Origin of the sequence: Mesorhizobium sp., assembly GCF_024509055.1 — a bacterium.
Lineage (GTDB): Bacteria > Pseudomonadota > Alphaproteobacteria > Rhizobiales > Rhizobiaceae > Mesorhizobium.
The window spans coordinates 1-26,176 of record NZ_JANINM010000022.1 but is presented as its reverse complement, the minus strand read 5'-3'; the positions used below and the strand labels follow the sequence as shown (position 1 = coordinate 26,176).

General features: G+C 63.5%; 22 protein-coding genes. 6 read left to right on the top strand and 16 right to left on the bottom strand.

Annotated features, from left to right (window positions below; all coding sequences use genetic code 11):
- Positions 1–14: 14 nt before the first annotated feature.
- The 4 genes from Q0L57_RS01360 to Q0L57_RS01345 all read right to left on the bottom strand — a co-directional run bounded on the left by Q0L57_RS01360 (position 15) and on the right by Q0L57_RS01345 (position 3,999).
- On the bottom strand, positions 15–1,133 hold the full coding sequence (locus Q0L57_RS01360) for an ABC transporter ATP-binding protein (protein ID WP_296736697.1): 1,119 nt from the start codon (positions 1,131–1,133) through the stop codon (positions 15–17).
- Between the two features lie 10 nt (positions 1,134–1,143).
- Positions 1,144–1,950 (bottom strand): ABC transporter permease, encoded by an 807-nt coding sequence (locus tag Q0L57_RS01355; protein WP_296736694.1) that lies wholly within the window; start codon positions 1,948–1,950, stop codon positions 1,144–1,146.
- Positions 1,947–2,786 carry an ABC transporter permease gene (locus Q0L57_RS01350; protein WP_296736691.1) on the bottom strand — a complete coding sequence of 280 codons (840 nt, stop codon included), beginning with the start codon at positions 2,784–2,786 and terminating at the stop codon, positions 1,947–1,949. Before Q0L57_RS01350 ends, Q0L57_RS01355 begins: the two co-directional genes overlap by 4 nt.
- 157 nt (positions 2,787–2,943) lie before the next feature.
- A complete protein-coding gene (locus Q0L57_RS01345) occupies positions 2,944–3,999 on the bottom strand; it encodes an ABC transporter substrate-binding protein (protein ID WP_296736689.1) in 1,056 nt (351 codons plus the stop codon).
- A gap of 289 nt (positions 4,000–4,288) precedes the next feature.
- On the opposite strand from Q0L57_RS01345, the gene Q0L57_RS01340 reads away from it, so the two are divergent.
- Together Q0L57_RS01340 and Q0L57_RS01335 are read left to right on the top strand one after the other, a co-directional pair.
- Positions 4,289–5,572 (top strand): aminotransferase class III-fold pyridoxal phosphate-dependent enzyme, encoded by a 1,284-nt coding sequence (locus tag Q0L57_RS01340; RefSeq protein ID WP_296736686.1) that lies wholly within the window; start codon positions 4,289–4,291, stop codon positions 5,570–5,572.
- A 104-nt stretch (positions 5,573–5,676) separates the two neighbouring features.
- The gene (locus tag Q0L57_RS01335) at positions 5,677–6,270 is read left to right on the top strand and encodes a malonic semialdehyde reductase (RefSeq protein ID WP_296736684.1); all 594 of its coding nucleotides are present in this window, start codon (positions 5,677–5,679) and stop codon (positions 6,268–6,270) included.
- Positions 6,271–6,383: 113 nt separating this feature from the next.
- Here the strand turns inward: Q0L57_RS01335 and Q0L57_RS01330 are convergent, their stop codons facing one another.
- From Q0L57_RS01330 to Q0L57_RS01310, 5 genes are all read right to left on the bottom strand, one after another.
- Positions 6,384–7,343, bottom strand: a complete 960-nt coding sequence (locus Q0L57_RS01330) for an aminotransferase class IV (RefSeq protein ID WP_296736682.1) — start codon at positions 7,341–7,343, stop codon at positions 6,384–6,386.
- Positions 7,344–7,570: 227 nt separating this feature from the next.
- Entirely contained in the window at positions 7,571–9,121 is a 1,551-nt protein-coding gene (locus Q0L57_RS01325; protein ID WP_296736770.1) for an ABC transporter substrate-binding protein, read from the bottom strand.
- 76 nt (positions 9,122–9,197) lie between these two features.
- Positions 9,198–11,375, bottom strand: coding sequence for a thiamine pyrophosphate-dependent enzyme (locus Q0L57_RS01320; protein WP_296736680.1), 2,178 nt, complete (start codon positions 11,373–11,375; stop codon positions 9,198–9,200).
- Positions 11,376–11,395: 20 nt separating this feature from the next.
- On the bottom strand, positions 11,396–12,910 hold the full coding sequence (locus Q0L57_RS01315) for a 3-hydroxyacyl-CoA dehydrogenase (protein ID WP_296736678.1): 1,515 nt from the start codon (positions 12,908–12,910) through the stop codon (positions 11,396–11,398).
- 19 nt (positions 12,911–12,929) lie between these two features.
- Positions 12,930–13,721, bottom strand: a complete 792-nt coding sequence (locus tag Q0L57_RS01310) for an enoyl-CoA hydratase-related protein (protein WP_296736676.1) — start codon at positions 13,719–13,721, stop codon at positions 12,930–12,932.
- Between the two features lie 575 nt (positions 13,722–14,296).
- Between Q0L57_RS01310 and Q0L57_RS01305 the strand changes: the two genes are divergently transcribed.
- Entirely contained in the window at positions 14,297–14,551 is a 255-nt protein-coding gene (locus Q0L57_RS01305) for a hypothetical protein (RefSeq protein ID WP_296736675.1), read from the top strand.
- Between the two features lie 39 nt (positions 14,552–14,590).
- Here the strand turns inward: Q0L57_RS01305 and Q0L57_RS01300 are convergent, their stop codons facing one another.
- Entirely contained in the window at positions 14,591–15,709 is a 1,119-nt protein-coding gene (locus Q0L57_RS01300; protein WP_296736671.1) for a P1 family peptidase, read from the bottom strand.
- Positions 15,710–15,716: 7 nt separating this feature from the next.
- The gene (xseA, locus tag Q0L57_RS01295; RefSeq protein WP_296736668.1) at positions 15,717–17,282 is read right to left on the bottom strand and encodes an exodeoxyribonuclease VII large subunit; all 1,566 of its coding nucleotides are present in this window, start codon (positions 17,280–17,282) and stop codon (positions 15,717–15,719) included.
- Positions 17,283–17,404: 122 nt separating this feature from the next.
- Here xseA and Q0L57_RS01290 point away from each other — a divergent pair, with 122 nt between their 5' ends.
- Positions 17,405–19,615 (top strand): EAL domain-containing protein, encoded by a 2,211-nt coding sequence (locus Q0L57_RS01290; RefSeq protein ID WP_296736665.1) that lies wholly within the window; start codon positions 17,405–17,407, stop codon positions 19,613–19,615.
- 2 nt (positions 19,616–19,617) lie between these two features.
- Here Q0L57_RS01290 and Q0L57_RS01285 read toward each other — a convergent pair whose 3' ends face one another.
- Entirely contained in the window at positions 19,618–20,574 is a 957-nt protein-coding gene (locus tag Q0L57_RS01285; protein ID WP_296736664.1) for a LysR substrate-binding domain-containing protein, read from the bottom strand.
- A gap of 180 nt (positions 20,575–20,754) precedes the next feature.
- Here Q0L57_RS01285 and Q0L57_RS01280 point away from each other — a divergent pair, with 180 nt between their 5' ends.
- Positions 20,755–21,045 carry a DUF1127 domain-containing protein gene (locus tag Q0L57_RS01280; protein WP_296736661.1) on the top strand — a complete coding sequence of 97 codons (291 nt, stop codon included), beginning with the start codon at positions 20,755–20,757 and terminating at the stop codon, positions 21,043–21,045.
- Between the two features lie 173 nt (positions 21,046–21,218).
- Here the strand turns inward: Q0L57_RS01280 and Q0L57_RS01275 are convergent, their stop codons facing one another.
- The 4 genes from Q0L57_RS01275 to Q0L57_RS01260 all read right to left on the bottom strand — a co-directional run bounded on the left by Q0L57_RS01275 (position 21,219) and on the right by Q0L57_RS01260 (position 25,170).
- Positions 21,219–22,181 carry a DUF937 domain-containing protein gene (locus Q0L57_RS01275; protein ID WP_296736658.1) on the bottom strand — a complete coding sequence of 321 codons (963 nt, stop codon included), beginning with the start codon at positions 22,179–22,181 and terminating at the stop codon, positions 21,219–21,221.
- 100 nt (positions 22,182–22,281) lie between these two features.
- Positions 22,282–23,655 (bottom strand): glutamate--cysteine ligase, encoded by a 1,374-nt coding sequence (locus tag Q0L57_RS01270; RefSeq protein ID WP_296736657.1) that lies wholly within the window; start codon positions 23,653–23,655, stop codon positions 22,282–22,284.
- Between the two features lie 101 nt (positions 23,656–23,756).
- Positions 23,757–24,491: a 16S rRNA (uracil(1498)-N(3))-methyltransferase gene (locus tag Q0L57_RS01265; RefSeq protein ID WP_296736656.1), complete on the bottom strand. Its 735-nt coding sequence runs from the start codon at positions 24,489–24,491 to the stop codon at positions 23,757–23,759.
- Between the two features lie 31 nt (positions 24,492–24,522).
- On the bottom strand, positions 24,523–25,170 hold the full coding sequence (locus Q0L57_RS01260) for a hypothetical protein (protein WP_296736653.1): 648 nt from the start codon (positions 25,168–25,170) through the stop codon (positions 24,523–24,525).
- Between the two features lie 86 nt (positions 25,171–25,256).
- Here Q0L57_RS01260 and Q0L57_RS01255 point away from each other — a divergent pair, with 86 nt between their 5' ends.
- Positions 25,257–25,955: a type 1 glutamine amidotransferase gene (locus tag Q0L57_RS01255; RefSeq protein ID WP_296736651.1), complete on the top strand. Its 699-nt coding sequence runs from the start codon at positions 25,257–25,259 to the stop codon at positions 25,953–25,955.
- The last annotated feature ends 221 nt before the right edge of the window (positions 25,956–26,176 follow it).

The following is a 26,176-nucleotide window of genomic DNA, read 5'->3' as shown; positions in this document are numbered from 1 at the left end:
AAGATCGATCGCGACTATTCCTGAAGGATGGTCATGTCGTCGGCCGACCAGCCGATATCGACGGCGCTTCCAGTTTCGAAAACCTCGGTATTGCCCTGCGGCAGCACACGCACCTTCAGCGCGCAGCCGGTGCCGTTGAGCTCGACCCGGTAACGTATGCTGCCCGGCGTATAGAGGCTCTCGCGCACGGTGCCTGTATAGGTATTGTCCATGCTCCGGGCCTTCGGACCGACGGTGACCCGCTCCGGCCGGATGCAGGCGAAACGGCCCGGACCCGCATCCTCATCCGTGCGGATCGCGGCCTGCGTGCCATCCTCCAGCACGATCTGGCGAGGCTGGCCGTCCTGCTTTCCCGACGCCGATTTGACCGGGAAAATCGAGGCCTCGCCGAGGAACTCGGCGACGAAGCGGCTGTTGGGCTGCTCGTAGAGCGCGCGCGGGCTGCCGATCTGCGTCATGGCGCCGTCGCGCATGATGGCGATGCGGTCGGCCAGGAACGCGGCTTCCTGCTGGTCGTGGGTGACGTAGATGACCGTTGCCCCGAGCTCCTGCTGGAAGCGCTTGATCTCTTCCTGCATCTCGTCGCGGAGGTTCTTGTCGAGCGCGCCGAGCGGTTCGTCCATCAAGAGGATCGACGGATGATAGATCGACGCCCGCGCCAGCGCGATGCGCTGCTGCTGCCCGCCGGAGAGTTCCGAGGGCTTGCGCGACGCAAAGGCTTCAAGCCGCACCATGGCGAGGCTCTCGCGCACGCGCTTGGCAATCTCGTCCTTCGCCACGCCGCGGATTTTCAGCGGGTAGGCGACATTCTGGGCGACGGAAAGATGCGGGAACAGCGCATAATTCTGAAACACCATGCCGATGTTGCGGCGGTAGATCGGCTCGGGAACGATGTCGCGCCCGTCGACCACGATCTGCCCTTCCGTCGGATCGATATAGCCCGCGATCATGCCGAGCAGCGTCGACTTGCCGGAGCCACTCGGTCCGATGATGGCAAAGAAGTCGCCAGAATCGATCTCGACCGACGTGGGTACGACGGCCTCAAAACTGTTGTAGCGCTTGCAAAGATTGCGAATGGAAACCGCGGCGCCCCCTGCGGCACGGTTCTGACCTGTCGCCGATCGATCGGGCATCTGCAGCATCCTAATTGTCCGTGCCGAGACGGGGCAACAAAGTTGCCGCGAGAATGAGTAGGCTTGTTACGGCGAGAATGACGCTGGCCGCGGCAGCGATTTCAGGCGTGACCTGGAAGTTGAGCTGCTCCCAGAGCAGGAGAGGCAGTGTCCGCGTCGACGGGCTGCTGAGGAAGAGCGCCAGCACCAGTTCGTCGAGCGACGCCGCGAAGGCGAAGATGAAACCCGCGATCACCGCCGGCCTGATCATCGGGAAGGTGATCAGCCGGAAGGTCTGGAAGGGATTGGCGCCGAGCGTCATCGAGGCGATCTCGATGCGGTTGGAGTACGATGCCAGCGCGCCGCAGACCGTGATGAACGGAAACGGCAAACCGATCACCGCATGCGCCAGGATCACCGCCCATAGCGTTCCCTGCAGCCCCAGCCACACGCTGATCGGGAAGAGCCCGATCGCCAGAACGATCTGCGGCAGTATCGCGGGCGCGACGGACAGGGCGCTGACGATCGTCGAACCTGGTGCACCGGCGCGAACGGCGGCCAATGCCGTGGAAATTCCGGCGATCGTCGCCAGCGCCGCGGCGGTCGCCCCGATCATCATGCTGTTGAGGATCGCGGAGCGGTAGTCGTCATTGCCGATGAATTGCTGGTACCAGCGCAGCGAAAAATCCGTCGGCGGGAACGATAGATAGGACTTGCTCTGGAAGGACACCGCCACGACGACCAGGATAGGCACCAGGAAACCGATGAGGATGGCCCCGACCATGCCGGTCAGGAAACGGCTCCAGGCGGCCCACAGCTTCTTTTCGGAGATGCTCATGCGAACACTCCCGCCTGCGCCTTCCCTCTGCGCCGCGAAGCCAGCTGGCTGAGCCGCAGCAGAGCGAAGATGACGATGGTGAGTAGAAGGACGATGATCGCCAGCGCCGAGGCGAGCGGCCAGTCCAGCAGCCTGTTGGCCTGCTCGCTGATCAGCATCGAAACCACGGTCAGGTCGCCGCCGAGAAGTGAAGGCGTGACGAAGAAGCCTAGTGAGGTGACGAAGACGATCGTGCAGCCGACCGCTACATTGGGCAGGGAAAGCGGCAGTGTGACGGCCAGGAACTGGCGCCATGGATTGGCGCCGAGCACCGCGGCGGCCCGCGGAAGGTTCGGGTCGATGCCGCGCAGGCCGTTGAGGATGGGCACCACGATGAACGGCACCATGATGTAGGTCATGGCGATCATCAATCCGAGCCCGTTGTCGATGAAGCGGATCGGGTCCGTGATGAAGCCGAGGCCGAGCAGCATGGAGTTGACCGGCCCCTTGCGGCCGAGAAGGATCATCCAGGCGAATGAACGGATCACCGTGCTTGCCCAGAAGGGCAGGAAGATCAGGAATATGCCGATGGTGGCCCATCGTCCTCGGAGCCGCGCCAGCACATAGGCGACCGGATAGCCGATCACCAGCGAGAAGATCGTCACCATCGCGGCGACGTAGAATGTGTTGTAGAGGACTGTTCGGATGCCCTGGTCGGTCACGACCTTTGCGTATTCCGCCCCGAAACCTTGCTGGCCGCTGAAACTCTCCGTCCCGATCATCGCCATCGGCGCAAGGAAGAAGGGTGCCAGCAGCAGCGCGACGGGGATGTAAAGCAGGAAGCTGCGATGCTTCATGGCGTCAAAATATCCTAACGCGGATCCGGGTGCTCTGGACGGGCGCGACCACTTCAGCAGATTGCCAGGCTTTCGCACAACCGATGTCGAATCGAAACGAAAGAAGGAACTGCGCGAGTAACAGGTTACCCGCGCAGCTCCGCCTTGAAAGGTTCGCCTATTTCGTCACGACCCAGGTGTTGAAGCGGTCGTAGATCTTCGTGCCGTTCTCGAGCCAGTAGTCACCATTGATCGCGACCGAAAGCTTCCGGTTCTCCGGAGCGCTCGGCATGCGCGCACGCTCCTCCGACGACAGGATGTCGAACGCTTTGTCGTTCGTCGGCCCATAGGGGATCAACTTGGAAAAGGCCGCCTGGACCTCCGGGTCCATGCAATGCGCGATAAACTTCATCGCGGTGTCGCGGTTGCGGCCGCCCTTGGGCAGGCTCCAGATGCCGGGGGTATGCAGCGAATAGTCGAACGTGTAGTCGATCGGACCGCCCTGTTGCTTGACCGGGTCGACACGGCCGTTCCAGCACATGCCGAAATCGGCGTCGCCATTGGCAAGAAGCTGGGCGCTCTGGGCGCCGGACGTCCACCAGGTGATGGACGAGCGAATGCCGTCGAGCATAGCGAAGGCGCGGTCGATATCCAGCGGATAGAGCTTGTCTAGCGTCTGGCCGGCGCCCAGCGCCGCCACTTCCATGGTCTGCGCCGCGTTCTTCCAGAGCGTCCTGCGACCCTTGATCTTGGGATCGAAGAATTCCTGCCAGTTCTTCGGGCGGCCGTCCTTGGAGTCGGTGTTCCAGCTGAGCACGCAGCCGGCAATGTAGCACGACGTCCAGTATTTGCTGGCGGCGCCATCGATCAGCCCCGCCTTCGGCACGACGCTGTAGTCGATCTCGTCGAGAAGCCCGGCAACGGCCAGCGGCGCGGCTTCGGACGAATCCGTGTCGGTCACGTCGATATCGACCGCGCCGGCCTCGACCATCGCCTTCAGCCGAGCGCCTTCCATGTAAGGAGCGCTGATGATCTTGATGCCGGTCTTTTTCTCGAAGGTATCGAAACACGCGGCCTTGAAGGCATCGCCCAGCGCGCCGCCGCCATTGGCGACAGACAACGACGTCGGAGCTGCCCGGCCGATTGCCGGCATGGCGAGAAATGAAGCCGCTGCCGTACCAGCCCCAAGCTTCAACACGCTGCGTCTGTTCAGGCCATTCTTGATGATGTTCATGGATTCCCCTTTGGATTTTGATTTCACGCTTGGTGCCGCCGCGTCTCTAACCCGCTGATCGAATTGAACGTGCCTCAGGCAAGGTTGGCTTCTCCAACGATCAATCCTACCATTGGCATGTCTCCTGACGCGCGACACTGCGAACCGGTCTGCGGTGGCGGCTAATGCCCGCGCATTGCCCGGCGCGGAGTTTTGTAACCGAAAAGGAACGGACAATCCATCGGATTCATCGTTGATAGCAGATATTTTTCTTGCTATAGCCTGCGACGTAAATAGGGGTATCACATCAATGACTTGGTCGAATCGTCGGAATTCTGAGCTGCTGGAGCGCGCCCGCCGCGTCATACCTGGGGGTATGTATGGTCATGAATCTACAGCACTTTTGCCTTCCGATTTCCCGCAGTTCTTCAGCCGCGCCAGCGGCGCCAGGCTGTGGGATGTCGATGGTAATGAATATATCGACTATTTGAGCGCCTATGGCCCTAATCTATTTGGCTATGGAAATGTCGACATCGAGGCCGCCGCGCGTCGGCAGGCTGAGCTAGGCGACACCATGACCGGACCGTCGCACCTGATGGTGGACCTCGCTGAAGCGATGGTCTCGATGGTGTCCCATGCCGATTGGGCGATGTTCTGCAAGAACGGCAGCGACGCCACTACGATGGCGATGACGACGGCGCGCGCTTACTCGAAGCGCCGCAAGATAATGGTGGCGACGGGCGCCTATCACGGGTCGCAGCCCTGGTGCACGCCGAACCTCACCGGCATCGTCGACGACGAGCGGCGCCAGATCATCGCCTATGAATATAACAACATCGAAAGCCTGGAGGCGGCGGTGCGATCGGCGGACGGCGACGTCGCCGGCATTTTCGCGACACCGTTCAAGCACGAGGTTTTCGCCGATCAGCTCATTCCGTCCGAGGCTTTCGCCAAGGCAGCCCGCAAGATTTGCGACGCCGTGGATGCGCCGCTGATCGTCGATGACGTACGGGCCGGCTTCAGGCTGGCGCGGGATTGCTCCTGGTCAATTCTGGGCGTCGAGCCGGACATCAGCTGCTGGGGCAAGGCGATCGCCAACGGACATCCGATCTCGGCGATGATGGGCTCGCAGCGGTTCTACGCGGCGGCCCGCTCCATCTTCGCCACTGGCTCCTTCTGGTTCTCCGCCGTTCCGATGGCGGCCGGCATCAAGACGCTGCGCCTGATCCGCGAAACCAAATATCTGGAACACACCGTGGAGCTGGCTGACAAATTGCGGGCCGGGCTCGACGAGCAGGCCGCCGACTTCGGCTTCTCGCTGCGCCAGACCGGTCCCTCGCAGATGCCGCAAATACTGTTCCATGACGATCCGGACATGCGCCTCGGCTACGCCTGGGTGACGAATGCCCTCAAGCACGGGGTCTATTTCCACCCCTATCACAACATGTTCCTCAACGCGGCCATGACGGCGGCCGACATCGACCAGACGCTGAAGGCGAGTGAGCAAGCCTTCGCAGAACTGAAGGCCGAGCGCACGCGAATTCCCGCGAACGAGAATCCGCTGGTCCTCGCGAGGCTCAAAGTCGCTCGCTGAAGGCGGGCCATGCGGCGATCCGACGAGATACGGATCGCCGCATTTCCGGGGGATATAGTACGAACCATCAGGGCGCCTGCTCATGGGGGCGGGCGTCAGAATTCATGCCCAGGGATGCGCGGATCGCGATGAACGACTACAGCATTTTCACCGAAGCCCGCACCCACAACAAGTGGACGGACAAACCGGTGTCCGACGAGACGCTACGGCAGCTCTACGATTTGCTGAAGATGGCGCCGACCTCGGCGAACTGCTCGCCTGGCCGGTTCGTGTTCGTCAAGTCGCTCGAAGCCAAGGAGAAGCTCAGGCCAGCGTTGAGCAGCGGCAATTCCGCCAAGACCATGGCGGCGCCGGTGACCGCGATCGTCGCGTATGACGAGGCATTCTACGACCGGTTGCCGGAACTCTTTCCGCACACCGACGCGCGTTCCTGGTTCACCTCGAGCCCTGACGTCGCGCACGAGACCGCCTTTCGCAACGGCACGCTGCAGGGCGGATATCTTATCCTCGCCGCCCGCATGCTGGGGCTCGACGCCGGACCGATGTCCGGGTTCAAGAACCATCTCGTCGACGAAGCCTTCTTCGCCGGCACGAGCTGGAAGAGCAATTTCCTGGTCAATCTCGGCTATGGCGATCCCGCCGGCCTGTTTGCGAGGCTGCCGCGGCTTGCCTTCGAAACCGCCTGCCGGATCGCCTGAACGACCCTTCCCGAAATGAAGAAGGCTGCGACCCTTAAGTGGGTCGCAGCCTTTTCATATCGCGGCACGAAATCCGTAGTTGAAGCCGAGCCGGCTGTACGCCGGATCGTCGCTCAATAGTTGATGGCGAAGCTGCGCATCGGGTCGTAATGGGCTTCCCAGTAAGCCTTCCAGATCGTCTTGCTGATCGGGCCGACTTCTCCGTTGCCGATCGGCGCTCCGTCCAGCTTGGTGATCGGCATGACGCCGCCGGCCGTGGTGACGAAGAGCAGTTCGTCGCAATCATAGGCCGCGCTTACCGGAACGTCCTCGACATGGCATTCGACGCCGTGCGTCTTGGCGACTTCCAGCACCGTCTTGCGCGTGACGCCTTCCAGCACGCCGCGCTTCGGCGTCCGCAGCACGCCGTCCTTGATGATGCAGACATTGAAGCCAGAACCTTCAGTCAGGTTTCCGTCGCCGTCCGTCAGGATCGGGTAGTTGGCGCCGCGATCGCGCGCTTCGAACATGCCGCGCACGAAATCGCCCCACTGCAGGTTCTTCACGGTCGGGTCGATGGCGCCAGGGGGGACGCGGCGGACGTCGCGGGCGATGATGGCGGAGCCGCCGGTTTTCTGAAGTTCCTCTCCCATCACCCAGACGAAAGGCTGCACCATGAGGTAAAGATTGTTCTCGATTTCATCGGGGCTGTATTGGCGGATGAATTTCAGGCCGCGCGTCACGATCATGCAGACATAGGCGTCCCGGATGCCGCTCTTGGCCGCCATCTCGATCAGCTTCTGGCGGATGCCGTGGCGGTCGAGCGGGCTGCGCAGCCGCAGCTGCTTCAGGCTGCGCTCGAAGCGGTCCAGATGGTCGTCGAGGCGGAAGAAGCGTCCGTCCCAGATCGAGGGCACGTCATAGGTCAGGTCGGAATGCAGGAACCCCTGGTCGAGGATGGGAATGCGGGCTTCGTGGATGGGATAAAGCTCGCCTTCGACATAGGCGACCCCCTTTGCGAACGGATTGTCGCTGGCCTCGAGTTCGGCAACGCGCTTGCGGTAACCGTCGAAAATAAAGTCGGTGTATGCCACGGCTCTCTCCACACTAGTCGATTTTTATCGATTATTGAATCGTGCAATCAAGGCATTGATTTGTCAATGATATTGGAGGGGGAATTCGCCGCTGTGGTTGTGCCAGGAAAGAATTTGCGGTGGCCAGGATAACCATCCCGACCACCGCGGCAATCTAGAAGACACCGTTGACTGGAATAGTACCCGCGAGCCCATCCAAGGGCCTCGCGGATACATGGATTGCGACCTCAGTCGTCGAGCGAAATCTCGTAGAGCGGAACGTTTGAGCTCGGCGAACTGCGAACGCCATGGACCTTGCTGCCGTAAGCCAGGATGGTGTTCGGGCTGATCATCGGAATGATCACGTTCTGCGCTTTGATCTTCTCGCCGATATCGAAATAGATTTTCTCGGCCTTTTCGGGCGAAGATTTCAATGCCTCGGCCAGCATCTCTTTGGTGTCCTTGAGGACGAAGGACGGGTCGGTGGCGGCGCCCGCGCGCTTGGCCCAGGTCGAATCCGGCGCCAGTCCGAAATAGTTCACATATTGCGACGTGCCGTAGAAGTCGGGAGCGAAGAAGACGAAGGTGAACGGGATGTGATCCTTGTTCGCCGCCTCGCGCCAGTTCGGGAATTCGACCGGCTTGAGTTCCAGCTTGATGTTGACCGCCGCCAGGTCCTGCTGGATCTTCTGCATGGCGAGCGTGAAGTCGACGCCGTAGACGTTCAGCTTCGGATAGATCGCTTCAAGCGTGAAGCCGTCGGCGTGGCCTGCCTTGGACAGCAGCTCCTTGGCCTTGTCCGGGCTGTATTCCGGGATCGAATGTCCGGAGCCGCCGGGAAAATCCAGCGGGAAGGGCACGGAAATCAGCCGGCCATTGCCTTCGCCCAAAGTGAAGTCGACAAGCGACTTGCGATCGACGGCGAGCGAGACCGCTTCGCGGATGTCGGCGGTCATCGGGAAGGGGTTGGCGACGGCGCCGGGGCTGATGGCAATGTAGACGAAGTTGTTGGACGGAGCCGATTCCGTTTTGACGTTCGGGCCAGTCAGCGTCTTGGCCGTCTCCGGATCGATGTTCATGGCGACGTCGGCCTGGCCGCTCTGCAGCAACTGGGCCTGGGCAACAGCATCGCCGACCTGGCGGATGACGATCTCGTCGACCTTGGCCGGTTCGCGCCAGTATTTTTCGTTGCGCTTCAGCCTGAGTTCCGCCCCCGGCTGGTAGGATTCGAGCACGAACGGACCGGCGCCCGCCGAATGCGCCAGGAACCACGGTTCGGCCGGGTCGGACTGCGCCGCGTCGGCACCTGCCATGGCCTTGCCTTCAGCCTGCGCCACCTTGCTGTTGACGATGCCGAAATAGCTTGCCGCCAGGACGTTCAACAACTCGGAATCGGGCTCTGTGGTCTTCACGATGACGGTTTCGGCGTCAGGCGTTTCCACCGATGCAATCGCCGAGGCGAGGTCGGACGGGCTGCCCTTGATGTTCTTCAGCCGCTCCCACGACCACTTCACGTCCTTTGACTCGACCTTGGAGCCGTCCGAGAACACGGCCTTTGGGTTGAGCTTGAAGGTGAAGACGGTCTGGTCGTCATTGACCGTCCAGCTCTCGGCGATCACCGGCACCAGCTTGTTGTTCTTGTCCAGCGCGAGCAGGCCGTCATAGACCGCGGCATTGTAGATCATGCAGGTGTCGCACCAGCTCTTGTGGATATCGAGCGAGTTGACATCCATGTCGCGGGCGATGACCAGTGTCTTGGCCGCCGCCGGCATCGCCGTGGCGACGAGGCCGCCAAGCATCGTCGCCGCTGCGAGCGTCTTCCAGTATTTCGAGTTCCCCAGTCTCATTACCATGCTCCTTCTGGCACTTTTCGGTTCACGCACTTTCGGTGATCAACTCCATCGCCTGCCGTAGCTTCTCGGTGGAACCCAGCGCGGCCTTGTTCAGAACGGCCGAAACGACGGGCGCCGAAAGGCTGCCGGTGACGTGGAGTATTTCGTGGTCGAGGTCGTCGAAGGCGCGTGCCTGGATCTCGGCGATCCAGTGCCGGCCAAGCGAAAGGCCGCTCGCGACCTGCTCGACGATGACGACCCGGTTTGTCTTGGCGATGGATGACAGCACAAGCGGCCAGTCGGTCGTGAGCTGGCCGATGCTGCGCATGTCGATGATCTCGGCATCGATGCCGGTTTCTTCCGCGACCTTCATGGCGGCGGGGACCATGACGGACGTTGCGAGAACGGTGCAGGCCGAACCGGGCCGTACGATCTTGGCCTTGCCGAACGGGATGCAGTAGTCGCGCTCGTCGCGCGGCACCATGCTCTCGCGCTGGTAGAACTCGACATGCTCGATAATCGCGACAGGGTCGTTGGTCCTGAGCGCCGTGTTCAGCAGCCCGACATAGTCGAAGGCCGTCGTCGGCGAGACCACGTGCCAGCCCGGGAACATCCTGAACAGCGCCGCCGGGTCGCCCGAATGCTGCGAGCCGTAGCCGGTATGCGGCGATACGCGCACGCGCATGATGAGCGGCACCGGAAACCCGTCGCCGAACATATGCCTTACCTTGGCGATGCCGTTGGCGATCTGGTCGGCCGCGACGAAACAGAAATCGCCGAACATGATTTCGACGATGGGCCGAAGCCCGCGCAGCGCCGCCCCCAGTGCCACGCCGGTGAAGCCGTTCTCGGCGATCGGCATGGCCAGCACGCGACCGGGGAACTGCTCGAGGGCGGAACGGGTAAAGCCGCTCACGCCGCCGCGCAGCCGGTGGACGTCCTCGCCAAGCACGACAATGGTCGGGTCGGCCGCCATTGCCGCGCCGAGCGCCTCGCCGGCGGCCGTGACGAAACGGGCTTTGACGAGCTGGTCGGGCGCGAAGTCCTCCATCTCGCGATGGTTGAGCCCGTCGGCTTCGGAAGGCGGCGCCAGGATGCCTGTATCCACCGACAGCGCGGACGGCCATAGGGCTTCCGGTATGCGAAGCTGGTTGCTGCCCGGCGCCGTTTCCGTCAAGCGGTTGGCCGCCGACTGGACGACCGCGCTCAGGCGCTCGTCGATCAAGGCCAGGCTAGCGCTGTCGAGAATCCCCAGCTTGGCAAGCCGCGTCTCCGCGAGGCGCACCGGGTCGCGCTTCAGCCATTCCTGCTCTTCCTCGCGGCTGCGATAGCCAAACTCGCTCCCGGTCTTGCTGCCGCTCTGGTGGAAGTGGCGGTAGCATTTCGCTTCGATAACGACCGGGCCGCGTCCGGCGCGGATCGTCTCGATCGCATCGGACATCGCGCGGTGGACCGCGACCACGTCCATGCCGTCGCACTCGATGCCGGTGAAGCCGAGCATCGGACCGCGCGAGGCGATCCTGGGTTCGGCCGTCACGTCGTCGATATGCGTGGAGACGGCGTAGAGATTGTTCTCGACGAAGAAGATGACGGGCAGCTTGTAGGCCGCCGCGATGTTCATCGATTCATAAGCAGCGCCCTGCAGCGAGGCGCCATCGCCGAAGAATGCAACCGAGATACCATCCCGGCCGAGGACGTTGTCGGCAAGCGCATAGCCGACGGCATGCGGAATGTTGCCGCCGACGATAGCGCTGGTGCCGGCGACGCCGGACTCGGCGTGGCGCATGTGCATCGAGCCGCCGCGTCCCTCGCAATAGCCTGGCGAAAGGCCCATGATCTCCGCCATGAAGCGGTAGACGGCGTCGTCCATACGCTGCGTGAAATCCTGGTTCAGGATATCGAAGCCCGGCTCGGTCTGCGCATTGACCAGCTTGGTCAGCACCTGATGGTGCGCGCGATGCGTGCCATTGATCTGATCGTTGGCGCGCAGCATCGAAACGGCGCCGACGGCCGCCGCCTCCTGGCCGATGCTGGCATGGGCCGGCCCATGGATGAGGCCGGCCTTCTCCAGGTCAAGGATCTTTTCCTCGAACCGCCGGATCAGCTTCATCTGGGTGTAAAGGCGAACGAGGTCCGGCGCGGGAACGTTCGACCAGTCGGACTCGTCCACCTCGATCCGGTACCACGGCGCCGAGGGCTTCAACTCATGCTTTTGGGCCAAATCAACTCCTCCCGGCCAACTTATTCTTCCAGCGCCAGCCCCAGTTCCGCGCGCCGGCGCAGCCACAGGCTTGCCCGGTAGCGGGGATCCCGGGTGCGGTCATGGATCGTGTCCAGGATGCGCAGAATGCGGGCAGGGCCGAGCTTGTTGCCCCATTCCAGCGGTCCGTGCGGGTAGCCGAGCCCCAGCCGCACGGCGGCGTCGACATCCACCGCCGACGCGATCTTCTGTTCGACGATCTCGCTGCCGATGTTGACGATCATCGCAACGACGCGCTGGCAGACCGCGCCGCAGCTGTCGTTCACGAGCGTCGCTTTGCGGCCGGTGCTTCTGACGAGCGCGAGGGCCGCGCCTTTGGCGTGATCGGATGTCGCGGCCGATGCGACCAGCGTGATATGACGGTCCAGGCCGAAATAGGGATCGAACCCGACGCACAGTGAAGGCGGCAGGCCGAGGCGGAGCGCCGCGCCGGCGACATCGTGTCCCTCCAACCCCACCAGGATGAGACCGTCCTTCTCGGGTGCCGGCCCCTCGAGGCCGGAAACGCTGGCGCCGGTCGAAGCGACCAGCATTTGCATGTCGCCCGCGTCATTGTCGGCGACAACGGTAACTTGTCTTGGAATTCCAGCCTCGGCCGGCTGTGCCGTTTCCGGCGGCGCGACCTGTCGGTTGCCGTCGTAGCTGTAGAAGCCGCGCCCCGCCTTGCGGCCGAGCAGGCCCGCCGCCACGCGCTGCGCGGCGATGACGGAAGGGCGGTAGCGCGGGTCTTGGTAGAACTGGGTGTAGACGCTTTCCATCACCGGGTGCGAGACGTCGAGGCCGGTCAGATCCATCAGCTCGAACGGACCCATCTTGAAACCGGCGGCATCGCGCAGGATCGCGTCGATCTCGCCGATCGAGGCGACACCTTCGCGCAGCATCGCCAGGGCTTCGGTGCCAAAGGCGCGGCCAGCGTGGTTGACGATGAAACCGGGTGTGTCGGCGGCGACAACCGGGCGGTGGCCGAAGCGGGTCGCGAGATCGACCAGCACGCGCTCCACTTCGGGCGCCGTGTGGGCGCCGGGGATGACCTCGACCAGCTTCATCACCGGCACGGGATTGAAGAAGTGGTAGCCGGCGACCCGCTGCGGCCGTTTCGCCGCGGCCGCGATCGCCGTCACCGACAGCGACGAGGTATTGGTCGCGATGATTGCATCCGGCCCAACGATCTTTTCCAAGGCCTCGATGAGCTGGCGCTTCGGCTCGATGCGCTCGATGATGGCTTCCACGACCAGATCGACGCCTGCCAGGCGGTCGAGGGCTTCGACGGGCTCGATGCGGGCCAGCAGCTTTTCGACCGTATCCGCGCTGATTTTGCCCGCAGTTACCCGGCCGCGCTGCCGCGATGCGATCTGCTCTACGGCGGCCGCCGCCTTTCCCGGCGCTTCATCGACGATCATCACGTCGATGCCTGCCGCGGCAAGGACTTCGGCTATGCCGGAGCCCATTACCCCGGCGCCGACGACGCCGGCCTTCTCGATCCGATCTCTGGACACCCCTCCCGCGCCCTCCAAGTCAGCGCCCCTTGAACGAGGGCTTGCGCTTCTCGATGAAGGCGGCAATGCCTTCCCGCTTGTCGGCCGTATCGAAGAGCAGCTGGAACGCCTTTCGTTCCAGCCTCAGCGCCGTTTCCAGCGGAGCGTCCTCGCCATGGATGACGGCTTCCTTGATCTGCTCGACGGCCAGCGGCGGGAGACGGCTGATCTTCTGGGCGATCTGCAGCGCCTGCTGCAGGGCCTGGCCCTCATCCGTGAGGGTGCTGACAAGGCCGGCGCGCTCGGCATCTTCCGCCGGAAACATGTCGCCTGTCAGAACCAGCATCAGCGTCTTGTACTTTCCGATTGCCCTGAGCAGGCGCTGGGTGCCGCCGGCGCCCGGCATCAGCCCCAGCTTGACCTCCGGCTGGCCGAAAGTGGCTGTGCGTGCCGCAACGATGATGTCGGCATGCATGGCAAGCTCGCAGCCGCCGCCGAGCGCGAACCCCTCGACCGCGGCAATGACCGGTTTCGGACATTTGGCGATCACATCCCAGTAGCGGTGGGTGCGTTGCAGAAGCATATCGGCCGAGCCGAGCTTCTCGAACGCCTTTATGTCGGCGCCTCCCGCGAAATTGCCGCCGCGCCCCGTGATGACGATCGCCCGGATTTCCGGGTCTTCCGAAAAACCGGCCACCGCGGCAGCCAGCTTCTCCCGCACCTCCAGGTTCAGCGCGTTGCGCACTTCGGGACGATTGATTTCTACCAGCCCTACGTTTTCGACAGGGCGACTCTCGACTACGACGAGAGATTGATCGCTCGCGGAACTCATTTTTACTGCGAAATCCAGAGAGTGGAATTTAATTTCATATCCGCGACTATAGTCAGCAGCCGTGAGGGCCGCAAGGGCATTGTTCGATGCCTCCGGTGCGATCCTGAGAGCGGATTTGTGGAGTGAAAGGCGCTGGGCCCTGGCAAGGAACCGCCCCGGATATCCACCGGTCGGCGCCTTATGCTCCTAAGGGATGAGGAGAGAGAGTCGACATTCAATGAGGATGTCACTATATACCGGCGGCTTCGAGCAGCGCGCCTGGATGGCGCGCCGTGAAGTGGCTGGAAAGCGTGCTACGCATTGTGACACAAATCGTGATGAAATATCGGGTCTGAGACCAGATAAAAAGCGAATAAAAACAATATTGTAGCATCAGGGATAGGCCCAGCCCAAGCAACCATGGTTCTCAATGATCTGAACGTGCCGTTGAACCGTTCCCTGCCTCCGGCCGCGCCGAGTTTGGGCAAGGCGTCTTGCCGGTCGAGGCCGACTCGGCTCGAATGGGGCATGCATCCTTCGACGGGGTGTGGGCGTTCATCACTACCAACCGGCTTTGCCGCTAGGGAAAAAGCATTATGAGTGAACACGCGATCGAGTTCTTGCGCGGATGGATTGGCGAAAAGGTCCATTGCCAGCATTTGCCGATCAAGATCGACGAGCAGGCCGAAACGCTTGCCAAGGAGTGCTGCGCCAGGGCTGCTGAGGCAGGTATTCTTCTGGAAGATATCCAGGAAGAGGTCGGCGATATCCAGGAGCTGATCGCGTCGCGCCTCGAGGAAGCCGCCGAGGAGAGCGAGCACGGCACCGCGACGGACAAGCCGTCTGAATAAGGCCGTAGTCCCTGCGGCAGCCGGGACGCAAATTTTCGGCTAGCTGAATTTCCTTTTCAGCCACGCCTTGGGCAGTGCCGGCACGAAATTGCCGTCGCGTCCGGTCATATCCTCATTGGCGGTGAGCGCATTGAGGATCGCTTCCTCGACCCCTTGCACCACAGCGTCGAAGAACGGATCGATGTCCACGTCGGGGATGAACTCGACACGTCCGATTCGCCCTGAGGCTGCCAGCGCCGCTTCCGGATTAGCTGTGGAAAAGGCGAGAAAAATGTCGCCCGAGCTGTGATAGCCGTAGCCGCCGGTCATCGCGATGCCGAGCGGCACGCGCCGCGCTAGCCGCTTCATCTGGTGCGGCAGGAATGGTGCGTCGGTGGCGACGATGGCGATGATAGAGCCTTTTTCGGCGCGCGGCGTGCCTTCGCGGATCGCCGGTTCGACCAGCTCCGATCCGACGTGTTGTCCGCGGATCGTGAAGTTGCGCCGCTTGCCGAAATTCGACTGTACGAACACGCCAAGCGTATAGCGCCTGTCCTGCCATTCTACGATGCGCGAGGCGGTGCCGGATCCTGACTTGAAGCCGAAGGTTATCATGCCGGTACCGCCGCCGACGCTGCCTTCCTCGATGGCTCCGCCCATTGCTCCGTCGAGTGCTTCGGCGACGTGATCGAAACCGATGTGATGACCGTTGATGTCGTTGAGGAACCCGTCATAGGTCTCCGCTGCCACCGGCAGGCCCCAGGCGCTGTCGAGCGCGGTGGGCAACACCTTGTTCATCCAGCGCAGTGTGCCGTCGCGGGTGACGCCGCAGGAATGTGTGTTGGTGATGGTGATCGGGAAGTTGAAGGCGCCGGTCTCCTCGATGATGTGCGTGCCGGTCAACTCGCCATTGCCGTTCTGGCTGAACACACCGGCAAACACCGGCGTTGCAAGCTCGCCGACCGGCCTTGGCAGGATCGCGGTGACGCCGGTCCGCACCGGGCCGGTACCGACCTGCAACGGGCCGTCGCCGGAGATCAGCGTCGCGTAGCCGACCGATACACCCGGCACGTCGGTGATCGCGTTGAAGCGGCCAGGCATGCCATCGAGCGCGATGCCGAACGAGCGCAGGCGCGGCTTGCCCGACGGGGTGCGGAGATGCGGGTCGTGAGTGCTCATGCCGTCCTCAGAACAACGAGCCCTGATTGCCGGGCTCCTTGGCCTTGGCGGACGGTTTGGCGGTCAGTTTCGGCCGCGCGCCGCCGCTGGTGGCGATAGCCTCTGCGGTACCGTCGGCAAATTCGAGCTGCAATGCTGCTCCAGGCGCAAGGTCCTCGACTCGTTTGATGACGCCGCCTTCGGCATCCTTGACCAGCGCGAAGCCGCGCGCCAGCACGGCCTTGTGCGAGAGCGTGGCGAGCAGCCGGTCCGCCTGGGTAAGGGCGGCCCGCAGTCGGTCCAGCCGCCGCGCCATGGCCTGGTCCTGCCTTCGCGTCAGCCCGGCCAGCGCGTCTGCCTGCAGCTTCTGCCGCCTGACGATCGGCGCCGGCGACAGTCTTGCCGCGGTGCGCTTGTACCGCGCCCTGCGCTCGCGCACGATGGCGAAGAAGGCCGCCCGCGCGCGGGCGATGTCGCGGCCCGTCAACGTGCGAGCCTCGTTGAGACGGCGCGACAAGGTCGCCGGCGTCAGCCTTTGCCGCTCTAGCGTCGCCCTCTTGCGCTCGATGTTCACGGTGAGCCCGCGGCCGAGCCTGCTGGTCGCTTCGTCGAACCGGCGGCGCGGCAATGCCAGCAGTTGGTCGGGCGAGGGCAGCGCCCGTGCGGCGCCGCGCACGGCCTGCCGCTTTCGTTCCAGGTTGCGGGAAACACAGGCGCTGAGCCGGGCGCCGAGGCTCGCCAGCGTCGCCTCGAGGTCGGCCTTCACCGGCACCGCGATTTCGGCCGCGCCGGTCGGCGTCGGCGCGCGCATGTCGGCGACGAAGTCGATCAAGGTCCAGTCCGTCTCGTGCCCCACCGCCGAGATCACCGGGATGCGCGAGTTGGCAACGGCGCGCGCCAGCCCCTCGTCGTTGAATCCCCAGAGATCCTCAAGGCTACCGCCGCCGCGCGCCACGATCAGGACGTCCGGCTGTTTTATCGGGCCATCCCAGGTCAGCGCGTTGAAGCCGTTGACGGCGGCCGTCACTTCCCTGGCCGTCGTCTCGCCCTGCACCCTCACCGGCCAGACCAGCACATTGAGCGGGAACCGGTCCTTTATGCGATGGATGATGTCGCGGATCACCGAGCCGGTCGGCGAGGTGACCACGCCGATGACCAAAGGCATGAAGGGTAGCCTGCGCTTGCGGCCTGCATCGAACAGGCCCTCCGCCTGCAGTCGGCGCTTGCGCTCCTCCAGCAGCGCCATCAGCGCGCCGGCGCCCGCCGGCTCGAGGTTGTCGATAACGATCTGGTAGTTGGATTTGCCGGGATAGGTCGTCAGCTTGCCGCTGGCGATCACTTCCATCCCTTCCTCGGGGCGGAATTTCAGGCGGCCCATGGTGGTCTTCCACACCACCGCGTCGATCCGCGCGCGGTCGTCCTTCAGCGCGAAATAGGCATGGCCCGAGGAATGCGGTCCGCGATAACCAGAAATCTCGCCACGCACCCGCACATTGCCGAAGGCGTCCTCGACCGTGCGCTTCAGGGCGCCGGAAATCTCGCTCACCGTATATTCGGTGGCGTTGCTGCGTGATTCGGTTGCTGCTTCGCTCATCGCGTGATTGGGGAACGCTTATCGGGCGGCGTCAAGGCAACGAGCAATCCTCGCAAATATTATAACGCGATTTTAAGCCCGATTTGCTTTGACTGGCGGTGACGAGAGTCGGCCGGGGACGCATGAGCCAACGCCAAAATAGCAGCCCATTGACGCATCAGGTCACCCTGACCGTGCTGACGCTTGCCGCCTTCGCGCTGGCCATTCTCGTTGGTTTCGGCTTCTACGCCGCCTTCCAGGCCGACCATGCCTCGCTCGAACGGCAGAAGATGTTCATCGCCGATGGTCTCAAGGACCAGATCGCCGCTGTCGAGCGCGAACAGGAAAGCGTTTCCATCTGGGACGATTCCGTGACCAACGCCAAGACCGGCAATCAGGAGTGGATGGCCGAAAATCTCAGCGTCTGGATGTACACCTATTACGGTCATAACCAGGTCTACATACTCGACGCCGCCGATCACCCTGTCCACGCCATGCGGGAAGGCAAGGTGGTCGATACGTCCGCCTTCGGCGAGGACGCGTCTGCTCTGCTGCCCACCATCGGGAAGTTGCGCGCCATGCTGGCCCGGCCGCCGAAAGCCGATGCCTCCGGCCAGCCTGCCAGGATGGTGGCGGAAGATTTGATCTCGCTTGGCGGAAAGCCGGCGATCCTGAGCGTCATGCCGCTGGTGCCGAACTCGAGCCGCGTTACCCAGGCGCCGGGCACCGAATATCTCCACGTCTCGGTCGAGTTCATCAACGACGCGGTGGTTGGCAGGATCGCGGGAAAGTACCTGCTCGACGGCGCCCGGCTGGCGCCGCTGTCGCAAACGGTCGGCGCGGCCGCCGTGCCGCTGGTCGATTCCCATGGCGTCATCCTTGGCTATATCGGCTGGGATCAGGAAAGGCCCGGACTCGACCTTCTGCACAAGATGGGGCCGGCCCTGGGGGTGGCGTTGCTGGTCGCCGGAGGCGTCCTGGCCTTCCTGCTGCGGCGGCTGCGCCGCGCGTCGTTCGCGCTGCAGTCCAGCCAGGATCAGGCGCAATATCTTGCCTTTCACGACACGCTCACCGGTCTGCCCAACCGGGCGCTGTTCGAGGATCGCCTGCGGCGCATGCTGCTTTTCGCCGGCTATGACGCCGCGAGGGTTGCGCTGCTTTACCTCGACCTCGATCGTTTCAAGCATGTCAACGACACGCTCGGCCACCCGGCGGGCGACGAGCTTGTCCGGCAGACGGCCGCCAGGCTCAGGCACACGATCCGCGAGGTCGACACGGTGGCGCGCATCGGCGGCGATGAATTCGCCATCATCCTGCTCGATGTCCGCGACGTCAGGAGCGCCGAGGATATCGCCGAAAGGCTGCTGCAGAAGCTGTGCGAGCCGTTCAGGCTGATCGACGACCAGATATTCGTCGGCGCCAGCATCGGCATCGCGCTGTCGGCGGGACCGGAAACAGACGCAGACGACCTGCTGCGCAAGGCCGATATCGCGCTCTACGAAGCCAAGAAGAACGGTCGAGGCCGTTATCAGGTCTTTGCCGGCGACATGGACGACCTGTTGCTGCGCAAGCGCAAGGTCGAGGCCGAGTTGCGCAAGGCACTGACCGGCGCCGGCGGCATAAAGCTCGCCTATCAGCCCGTTTATGCCGGCGAAGGCCGCAGGATCCTGGGCGCCGAGGCATTGATCCGCTGGGGCCACGAGGTGCATGGCGCGCTTCCTGCGGCGCAGTTCATCGCCATTGCGGAAGAGCGCGGCCTGATCGGCGAGCTCGGCAAATGGGCGCTGACGGAGGCCTGCCGTTTTGCAGCCGCCACCGAATTGCCCTGGATCGCCGTCAACATCTCGCCGATGCAGTTGCGCGACGTCAATTTTGCCGAGGAGGTCGCTTCGATCCTTCAGGAAACCGGGCTCGATCCGGCCCGCCTGCAGCTCGAGACCACCGAAAGCGTGCTGCTCGAGCACAACGACGCGATCGGTTCGGTCATCGCCGCCCTACGCAAGTCCGGCATCCGCATGGTGCTCGACGATTTCGGCACCGGCTATTCCTCTCTCAGCTACCTGCGCCGCCAGGCTATCGACAAGCTGAAGATCGACCGCTCCTTCGTCCGCCTGCTTGATGAAGACCCGAGCGCTTCGGCGATCGTCAAGGCACTGATCGACCTCGCGCGGGCGCTGGATGTCGAGGTGACCGCCGAAGGCGTCGAGACCGAGGAGCAGAGAGTCCTGCTGCTTGCCATGGGCTGCAACCAGCTTCAGGGCTATCTTTTCTCGCCGCCGCTGGAGCCCGGACAGTTCCTGTCATTGCCCGGGTTGTCGGCCGGCCCTCAGGAGCTGACCAACGCCCGCGCCTGATCTCACCAGCCAGGCAGGATCTGGCTTGGCCTGGTCCGCTTCATCCGGGCAAAGGCAAGAGCCGCGAAATCGAAGCTCCCAGCCTCTTCGCTGACGGGCACCGAAATATTGTCGAGACTTTCCGCGATATGGCGGGCCAGCGCGTCGACGATCTCCGGCTGCGAGGTCTGGCCGCGCATGATGCCGATACGGCAATCGGGCAGGGCGCCGAAACCGTCGGCCTCGCCGAGCACGCGCATGCCTGGCCGCAGCGCGCATTCCGGCAGCACCGAGATGGCGAGGCCCGAAAGCACGGCGGCGGTGATCACGGTCGCCGAGAAGCTGGAGAATAGGATGCGGTACTCGCGGTTCTGCTGGTCGAGCACCTCGACCGCGGCACGCCGCCAGATGCAGTTCGGCCGCCCGAATGCCATCGGCAGGATTTGCTGCTCATGCGTGGCATGGTTTGCCGAGGTGACCCACAACAGCGGTTCACGCCTCACCACCTCCGACTGGCCGCGCGTGTCGTTATGCGTCACCAGCGCGAGGTCGAGATTGCCGCGTTTGATGTGCTCAACCAGCCCCGGCGTCGGCTCGCACACCACGGTCAGTTCGACCCGAGGGTTGGAGCGCGAGAAGCGCGCCATGATCTCGGGCAGGAAGCGGTCGGCGTAGTCGTCCGGCGTGCCGATGCGGATGGTGCCTTCGAGCCGCTGGTCATCGAAGGCGGCTAGAGTCTCGCGGTTGAGGTAGATGAGCCGCCTTGCGTAGGAAAGCAGCCTGTCGCCTTCCTCGGTCAGCTTGTTGGTGCGGCCGTCCTTCTCGAACAGCGGCTTGCCGATCCGCTCCTCCAGCCGGCGCATCTGCATCGACACCGCCGACTGCGTGCGGTGCACTTCCTCGGCCGCGCGGGTGAAGCTGCCGGTATCGGCGATCGAGATGAAGGTCTGCAACTGATCGAGATCGAGCGGCGCTTTCATCGGTCCAACCCATCATTGATGTTGATGCTAAAGATTAGAAACATTCGTTGGATTAATCAATCACGTGATGGCAAATTGGCATTGTCCACATGAAGGCATGTGTATCGAGACCGCAACGACGCTTCTCCCAAGGCGCCGGTTGTCCGGTTTCGTCCGCTCGACTCCGAAGGAGAGACTGACATGACCGCGATCGAATTCGCCTCCGAGACCTCGCGCATCACCACGCGTCCGGCCGTCGCGACGCGTGTGGTCAACGTCCTCGCCAACAGCTATCGCGCCTGGAAAAATCGACGCGCCTTCTATCGCCTCGGCGAGATGTCGGACGCCGAGCTCGCCGATATCGGGCTGACCCGCGCCGACCTCCACGTCGCCATCGACGTGCCGTTCGGCAGCGACCCCACGGCGAAGCTGCGCTCGATCGCCAGCGACCGTGTCGACACGATCGAGGATATCGCCCGCAAGGTGGCCTGAACGGGCTGGGCTTTAGCCTTTCGGGTCGCGGTGAACCTTTTCAGGGCTCGGCGCGACCAAGCTTCATGCAGGCTTCCCACTCCCTGCCGGTTCCCCGCCGGCCAGCCTGCACATTGCCCGGTTCCCTTTGCGGACCGGGCATTTTTCTATCCAGGATATCAGTTGGCGACCTATCACCGGTCCATGCCACGCTTGAACTGGTCGAAGATCGTCTCCACGCCTTTCTGATAGTCGTCGCGCTGCTGTGCGCCTGTCTCGAACATCTTGCCGAAGATGTCGTCGAAAGGATTTCTCGGCCGGCCGCTCGGATTGGTCTGCGGCTGCGGCGCCTGAGGCTGCTGCGGCGCTTGGCCGCCCGGCATGCCGAAACCGCCACCGCCGAAGCGCAGCATCTCCTCGAACATCTTGCCGAGAGGATTGTCGCCATAAGGATTCCGCGTCTGGCTCGGCTGACTCTGTGGTTGCTGCGCCGCGCCGCCGCCAAACATGTCCTGCAGCACCTTGCCGAGGGGGTTGTCTCCGTAAGGGTTGGGCGCGGGTTGCGGCTGTTGTGCGCTACCGCCGAACATGTCCTGCAACATCTTGCCGAACGGGTTGTCGCCATAGGGATTGGGTGCCGGTTGCTGCGCCTGCCCGCCGCCCGCCTGCCGCATCATCTGCTCGATGATCTGACCGAGCGGATTGCCGCCGCCGAAACCGCCGGCCGCCTGCATCTGATTGTTGGTCTGTTGAGCCAGCCCGCCCATCATCATCGAAGCCATCGCCGGCAGCATCTGCTGCAACATCTGCTGGCTGAGACCCGTCGCCTGCGCGGCTTGGGCAGCCACGGCGCGCGACAGATCCTTCGAGCCGAACAGATAGCCGAGGATGCCATTGCCTTCGTCGATGCCCTGGGGCGAGAACGCCCGGGTCGTATCCTCGAAATATTTGGCGTGCTGGCCGCTCGCCATAGCCGTCATGAAGGCGCCCATCCCGTAAGGATCGGCGGTGTTGCGCTGAAGCCCTTGCGAGAACGCCGGCAGCAGCGCCTGTACTGCTGCTTGTGTCTGTTGCATCGAAAGCCCGAATTGCTGGGCCAGCGCCTGCATGGCGGCGCCGTTCTGGGCTTGCGCGAACATGTCGAACAGGGAAGGCATGGGGTCTCCTCCGCTATATCCTCGCGAAGGAATCTAGTTCGTTTCCATCACCGATTGAAGCGCCATTTGCCGGCGCCACTGTCAGGCGGCGGTTGAACGGTTAATAGGCATATTCCATGAATACCGGCTCGATCGAGCCGCCCCAGCGCGTGTGGTAGGCCGAAAGCATCTCCTCGGCGCTGGTGGTGCCGCGCGCCACGACCTCGTCGAGCGTGTTGAGGAACGACGTCTCGTCATAGCCGTCGCGGTTCTTGCGGGCGCGGTTCCTCAGTCCCATGCGCGAGATGGCAAGCACGTCGCGGGCGACCTCGCGCAGCGTGGTGTTGCGGAAGGGCGCCGCAATGCCTTGTTCCGGCACTGCGTTGCGTTGTGCCAGCGCTTCTTCGTAGGTCCAGCTCGAGGTCAGCGTCTCCGCCGCGTCCAGTGCCTGCTCGTCATAGAGCAGCCCGACCCAGAATGCCGGCAACGCGCAGATTCGGCGCCACGGTCCACCGTCGGCGCCGCGCATTTCGAGGAAGCGCTTGAGCCGCACGTCGGGGAACAGCGTCGACAGGTGGTTCGCCCAGTCGCCCATTGTCGGCAGGCCATCGGGCACATCGTTGCGCGCGGCTCCCGCCATGAACTGGCGGAACGTATAACGCGTCATGTCGTGATAATGGCCGTCGCGGATGACGAAATACATCGGCACGTCCAGCGCCCATTCGACATAGTCGGCAAAGCCGAAATCGGGCGAGAAGCAGAATTCGAGCATGCCGGAGCGCTGGTTGTCGGTGTCGCGCCAGATGTCGCCGCGCCAGCTTTGCAGCCCGTTCGGCCGGCTCTCGGTGAAGGGCGAGTTGGCGAACAGCGCCGTCGACAGCGGCTGCAGCTTCAGCGAAACCTGCATCTTGCGGCGCATGTCGGCTTCGCTCTCGAAGTCGAGATTCACCTGGATCGTACAGGTGCGGTACATCATGTCGAGGCCCTTGGTACCGACCTTCGGCATGTAGCGCGTCATGATCTCGTAGCGCGACTTCGGCATTTTAGGCGTCTCGGCCAGCGACCATTTCGGGCTGCCGCCGAGGCCGAGGAAGCGGATGCCCATCGGCTCGGCGATCTCGCGCACCTGCGCCAGATGCGCGTTGCCCTCGCGGCAGGTCTGATGGATGCTCTCCAGCGGCGCGCCGGAAAGCTCGAATTGCCCGCCGGGTTCCAGCGAGATCGCTCCCTGGCCGGTCGGCTCGACAAGGCCGATGATGCGGCCGGCATCCATGATCGGATCCCAGCCGAGCTTCTCCTGCATGCCTTCCAGGATCGCGCGGATGCCGCGCTCGCCGCCATAGGGCACCGGCGCATTGCCGTCGACATAGAAGGGGAATTTTTCGTGCTCGGTGCCGATGCGCCACTTGTCGCGCGGCTTGTTGCCGGCGGCCAGATAGTCGACAAGCTCGTCGACGCCTTCGATCGGCCGGAAATCGGTTGTGTCGCGCGCCATGTAGCCCTCCGCAGCGGCCAGACGACCGCCGGCGCTAGATGGACGAAATGTCAGGAGCCGATCAAGCAAAAAATCCTGAGCCACGCCTCAACAGGATTTGATCACCAGTCGCCGATCGATGCCTGCATCATTGCAAGCGCCGCGACGGCGGCCGTGTCGGCACGCAGGATGCGCGGTCCAAGCGGGATGGCGGTGACGAAGGGCAGGGCTCTCAGCATCCTGCGCTCGTCGTCGGAAAAGCCGCCTTCCGGCCCGACCAGCAGCGCGAGCTTTTTCTCCTTAACCGCCTGCAAGGCCGGTAGCGGGTTGTTGGTCGAGGCATCCTCGTCACAGAAGATCAACCGTCGCTCCTTGTCCCAGCCACCAAGCAGCCGCTCGAGCTTTTCGGCCTCCCGAACCTCGGGCACCGCCAGGATGCCGCACTGCTCGGCAGCTTCGACGACATTGGCGCGCAGCCTCTCGATGCCGGGTTTGGCCACCTGCGTATGTTGCGTGATGACCGGCTGAAGCGTGCCGGCGCCCATCTCCACCGCCTTCTGCACCAGGTAGTCGAGCCGGCCCTGCTTGAGCGGAGCGAAGCAATAGACGAGGTCGGGCAACGGCGGCTGCGGTCGCTGCTGCGCAAGCACCTTCAGGCGCACCGCCTTCTTGCTCCTGGCGGCGATCGATGCCGACCATTCGCCGTCGCGGCCGTTGAAGAGAAGAACCTCGGCGCCTTCGCCGAGCCGCAGCACATGCGTCAGATAATGACTTTGCTGTTGTCCGGCATCGAATTCGAGGCCTGGCCCGAGATCGTCCGGTACGAAAAGCCGCTGCATTTTGTAGTTGGCGCGCATGGCCGAGCAATGGGCGAGGGCAGCGTTGCCGTCAAGTATCGGCGGAGGGATGCCAGGCGGGCGCGTAGCCTTGCCTCAGCACCGAAATACTGGTGGCGGGCGTGAGCACCCGCATCGGACGCCCGGCAAGCTTATCGAACGCCGTTCGATCGCCATAACCCGCAAATGACCAGCGCATGGCCTTCCTGCCTCGAAGCGCGTAGGCGGCATCGCCATCGGCGACCATGGCGCCATCCGGCAGGGATGCCAGTTCGTCCGCGGCGACCGCCGGCGGCGTCCCGCCCGAAGCGAGGCGTTCCTTGTGCAGCCGTCTGTCGACCATCGGTGCGCGCGGCTCGGCGATGCCGAAGGCTTCGCCGAAGCGGCTGACGAAATCGCTTGCCCGTTCCCGTCGGCAGAAGAAGCAGGGGCGATGGCCGGCGGCCAGCGCCGTCACCTCGTCGAGGAAGAAGAGCTCGGTCCAACCGGCCTTTCCACCTGGACGGTTGCGGCCCATCGGCTCGCGGCGCACGCCGCGGAACTGGCACGCGCAGATGATCCAGGCCGGCAAGGCCCAGCGCTTCTTCAACAGCGTCTTCGTTTCAGGGTCGTGGATGATGCCGCGATTGCCGGTGAACAGGCCGCGATCCGGCACCGCGTGGATGGCGCCGAACGGATCGACCCGGTTCTGCAGTGGCATAGTTCTCTCTCCGGCTGCGCATCTTGGCTGAAATACGCGCCGCATGATATCGCTCACCCCAACGTTTTCATGTCAGCAGGTTTTCGATGCGGGTCTTGGTCGTCCAGAATTTCGACAATGAGGGCCTGGGCCAGATCGGCGCGGCCCTGGCGGAAGCCGGCGCCGATATCGACCTGCGCAAGCCCTATCGCGGTGAAGCGTTGCCCGAAGACAGCAACGAGCACGATGCTATCGTGGTGCTTGGCGGCGCCCAGAATGCGCTCGACGACGAGATCTGCCCTTATTTTCCTGCGTTGATCGACCTGACGCGCGATTTCGCCGACAAGGATCGCTCCGTCCTCGGCATCTGCCTCGGCAGCCAGCTTCTGGCGCGCGCCTTCGGCGGCAGGAACCAGATCGGCGGTGCAACCGAATTCGGCTGGCACCAGGTGTCGCTGACGCCGGCCGCGAAGTCGGACCCGGTATTGGCGGCGCTGCCCGAAAGCTTCCCGATCTTCGAATGGCATGACGACACATTCGGCTTGCCGGAAAACGCCGTGCGGCTGGCCGGCAGCGCGGTGGCCGAAAACCAGGCCTTCCGGCTCGGCCGCGCCGCATATGGCTTCCAGTTCCATTTCGAGGTGGACAGCCCCATGGCGCGCGATTGGAGCACTTGCTTCGCGTCGCTCATCGCGCAGCGTCATCCAGACTGGGCCGGCAAGCTCGATGACGAGATAGCGCGCAACGGGCCGGATGCCGACGCCGCCGGCCTGGCCATTGCCCGCGCCTGGGTGGCGACGATCTAGAATCCCGGAGTCCTGCCGGCTGGAAAGCGTGGCATAATTGGCACGGGCCGCCAGTTACGCTTGGGGAAAACCCGCTTCATCCTTGGCTTGTGTCCGCGCGCCATCCTAGAAGGCGCGCGCTCCGTATCGCTTGTGCAACCGCCATGAACCTCTTGTGTGATCTGCGCGACACACCGGCGATACAGAATCTGCTTAGCTACGCGAAATCGTCGAAACATTGA